General features: G+C 63.5%; 1 protein-coding gene and 2 pseudogenes. 1 reads left to right on the top strand and 2 read right to left on the bottom strand.

Translation table 11 applies throughout. The features are described from left to right. Positions 1-571: pseudogene (locus tag BG842_RS27250) on the top strand (cbb3-type cytochrome c oxidase subunit I); the annotation flags it as partial. A 329-nt stretch (positions 572-900) separates the two neighbouring features. Here BG842_RS27250 and BG842_RS06140 read toward each other — a convergent pair. Continuing rightward, positions 901-2,240, bottom strand: a pseudogene (locus BG842_RS06140) (glutamate-1-semialdehyde 2,1-aminomutase). Between the two features lie 143 nt (positions 2,241-2,383). Continuing rightward, a complete protein-coding gene (locus BG842_RS06135; RefSeq protein WP_069450089.1) occupies positions 2,384-3,847 on the bottom strand; it encodes a PAS domain S-box protein in 1,464 nt (487 codons plus the stop codon). Between the last annotated feature and the right edge of the window lie 202 nt (positions 3,848-4,049).

Raw genomic sequence — 4,049 nt, 5'->3', positions numbered from 1 at the left:
CCGAACTCGACATCTTCTCGTGGACGCTGCTCACGATGAGCGGCCTCATCCTGTTCGCGTTCCCGCTGCTCGGCAGCGCCATCATCATGCTGCTGTTCGACCGCGTGTTCAGCACGACGTTCTTCGCGTTGAGCGGTGGCGGGCCGCTCCTCTGGCAGAACCTCTTCTGGTTCTTTCGGGCACCCGGAGGTGTACATCCTCGTCCTCCCGCCGATGGGGTTGATAAGCCTCATCCTGCCGCGCTTTGCGGGGCGGAAGCTGTTCGGGTTCAAGTTCGTCGTCTACTCGACGTTGGCCATCGGCGTCCTGTCCTTCGGCGTCTGGGCGCATCACATGTTCACGACCGGGATGGACCCGCGCCTCAGGGCGAGCTTTATGGCGGTGTCGCTGGCCATCGCGGTGCCCAGCGCCGTCAAGGTCTTTAACTGGATTTCCACGATGTGGAACGGGGACATCCGCCTGACAGCACCGATGCTGTTCTGCATTCGGGTCGATAGCGACGTTCATCATCGGGGGCGTGACGGGCGTCTTCCTCGCCTCGATTCCGGTGGACCTCATGCTCCACGACACGATGGGCGAGTCGTACGTCGAGGGGAGGATGTTCGGTTCCAGCGAGATGGCGAACGCGACCCACGCGACCGTCACGACCCAGAAGACGAACACCACCGGCACCGCCGCAATCCAGTACCACCAGCGCGACTGTACCCGGTCGCCGGAGAGTTTTGGGCGTTGCATCTGTTCGTCACTTGGGACGGGAGGATAAAACGAATGTCGTCTCTCAAACGTCCCCGGCCCGGAGAAAGAATCGTCGGAGTCGTCGAGGGTTGTCTGTTAGGTCGGGAGTCTCGTCAGGCGGAGAGTCCGTCGAGTAGAGGGTGGTCTCGTCCGGTTCGGCGGCCGTTACAGCGCTTCCTTGTACGCCTCCAGCGTCTGCTCGATGTCCTCCTCGGTGTGAGCGTAGCTGATGAACTGCGATTCGAACTGATTGGCCGTGAGGAAGACCCCTTGGTCGAGCATCGCGGGCCAGAACAGCCGCTCCCAGCGTTCGGTTTCGGCGCGGTTCACGTCGCCCTTGTCCTTCGGACAGTACTCGAAGCGAGGACAGTCGGGGTCCTGACTACATCCGACCGCACACTGGCCCTCCAAGTCGCGGGGCCGTCGCGCGTGAAGATGACTTTGAACATGCTGTCCGTGCCGACGACGGTGTACTCCGGCGCGCGGTCTTCGAGGATGTCGGTCAGTCCCGCGCGGAGTTCGTCGCCGAGCGACCGAACGTGGTCATACACGTCGTTTTTGGCGGCGTAGCGGAGCGTTTCCAGTCCGGCGGTCAGCGAGAGCGGATGGCCGGAGTAGGTGCCCGCCTGAAACACGTCGCCGGTCGGCGCGAACTGCTCGATGATGTCCGCGCGGCCGCCGATGGCACCGACCGGGAACCCGCCGCCGATGACCTTGGCGAGCGTCGTCAGGTCGGGCGTGATGCCGAACTTGCCCTGTGCACACTGCAACCCGCCGATGCGGAACCCGGTCATCACCTCGTCGAAGATGAGCAGGGAGCCGTGGTCCTCCGTCAGGTCGCGGAGGGTCTCCAGATACCCATCGACCGGCGGCACGCTGGCGCAGTTGCCCAGAATCGGCTCGGTGAGGACGCAGGCGATTTCGTCGCCGCGCTCCTCGAAGAGTTCGCGGGCCGCGTCGGCGTCGTTGAACGGGAGCGTGATGGTCTCCTCGGCGAACGCGGGCGGAATCCCGTTCGAACTCGGCTCCGAAGCCATCCCGGCGGTTCCCTGCACGAGCGTCGATTCCTGCGCGCCGTGATAGCCGCCCTGCATGACGACGATTTTGTCGCGTCCGGTGTAGCCGCGGGCGAGGCGCACGGCGGAAGAGGTCGCCTCCGTCCCGCTGTTGACGAACCGAATCATCTCGACGCTCGGGACGTGGCGGGTGACGAATTCGGCGAGTTCCACCTCGACTTCCGTCGGCGCGCCGTACATCGGTCCGTCGGCGAGTTGGGATTGGACGGCCGACTGCACCGGTTGTGGCAGGTCGTGGCCCAACAGAAGCGGCCCGTAGCCCATCACGTAGTCGATGTACTTGTTCCCGTCCGCGTCGATGACGTGTGCGCCGTCGCCGCGTTCGACGAAGAAGGGATACGGTCGGACGGCCCGAACGGGCGAGTTGACGCCGCCCGGCGTCACGGACAGCGCGCGGTCGTACAGGTTTCGAGAGCGCTCGCGGTTCATGTTCGGCCGGTTCGGACTCCCGCGTAAAGTTTGTGTCGAGAGGTGCGCGGGAACGGGATAGGGGTCGAGATGAGAGAAGGGATGCGAGTCGAAATGCAGGGAGGGACACCGGACCGAAATACGGGGAAGGACGCCGGGTCGAGTCAATCCGCGACCGCTTCCGTCTCGATGACGTCCGTGAATTCGAACTGCGCCCCGCCGTCCGCGCTGTCGGTCAGCGAGCACGACCATCCGTACACGTCCGCCAGTTCGTTGACGAAGGCGAGTCCCAAACCCATTCCGCCGTGCCCGGATGCGGTCGTGTATCCCATCTCGAAGACGGTTTCGCGGTCCGCCGCCGGAATTCCTGGGCCGTCGTCGGCCACGTAAAACCCGGTCGGAAGCGCGCCGACCGTGACGGTAACGTCCGCTCCGCCGTGTTCGACGGCGTTCTCGAACAGGTTTCGGAACAGGTGCTCGACGTACGTCTCGTCGGCCGAAATCGTATCGTCTATCGACACCGCCAGCGTCGCGTCGGCGGGGTCAACCTTGTTCCAGGCGTTCCGTGCCGTGTCCGCGAGGGACACCGGTGTACTCTCAGGAACCGTCTCGTAGCCCTGCGTCACCACCAACAGCACGTCGATGATGTCGTCGATGCGGTCGAACGATTCCGTGATGTAATCGACCGCGACCGGGGCCGCGTCGTCCGGGAGTTCGTTGCAGTACATCTGGCCGATCATGAGCGGGTTTCGGAGTTCGTGGGCGACCATGCTGGCGAAGCTATCGAGTCGCTGGTTCTGCCGTTCGAGTTGTCGCTCGCGCTCATTGCGCTCGGTTACGTCCCGGACGACGCCAACGAGGTCCTGCCCCGAACCGGTCTGCTTCGGAAGTCCCGCGACGGTCGCCTCGATATCCAACATCTCGCCGGCCGCCGTTTCCAGTATTGCGTCGTACGTCTTCGTATCGCTATCGTCGGCGAGGAGTTCGTGTTGCAGTTCGTTGGAGAGGTCGTTCAACCCCCTCACGACGACGAGCGAGGTGTGTGAGCCGAGCAGTTCCTCGCGGTCGTACCCGACGATTTCGGCGTAGGCCTCGTTGACGTGGATAAAGTAGTCGTCCTCGTCGATGACGAAGATGCCGTCGTTGACCGTCTCGACGATGGTTTCGTAGCGTTCGAGTTCCTTGCCGTACCGCTCCGCCTCCCGCCGCTGTTCGTCGGCGTTGAGCGCCCGCGTCTCTGCTTGCGCGTCGTTGAACCCCATTCCCAGCCCGGAGAGACTGCCGAGTGCCGTGAGGATGAGCATGCCGCCGACCGACGGGGTGTTGCGGGCGACGAGATAGATAAAAAGGAGGATACCGAGCATCGCCACCATACCGCCGAGACACCACTTCGCAACGGACGAGAAGAGTTCCGAGCGAATCTCGGTTCGGGGCAGCCAGTACCCGACGTAGAGGAGGACGAGTCCGGGACCGGCGAGGAGGGTGAAGATGGTAAAATCGATACCGAGCGTCCAATCGGTCGCGACTGGCGTGAACGAAATGCTAGAACCGGCCCCGACGTACAGCGCGCCGAGCACCGTGATTACGCGCCGTCCGACGACCCCCGATGGGTCCCACGACTCAAGCATGGATGGAGATGTGGCCGGAATGGGTACTCACCGTTGTCATACACATTCCCATGCCATCATGTAAGTATCGAATCGCCGGAGAAACGACGCGAGCGGTGAACGAACGTCACGGACGGAAACACAACACCGACCGTCCGATGGCGACCGTCGCTACTGCTGGAAGTGGTTCTGAAGGATTCGCGATGGCCGACGAGGGCGGCGA

This window comes from Haladaptatus sp. W1, assembly GCF_001723155.1.
In the GTDB taxonomy this organism is placed as follows: Archaea; Halobacteriota; Halobacteria; order Halobacteriales; family Haladaptataceae; genus Haladaptatus; species Haladaptatus paucihalophilus.
The sequence above is the reverse complement of the archived record's forward strand: the minus strand, read 5'-3'. Positions and strand labels throughout refer to the sequence as shown.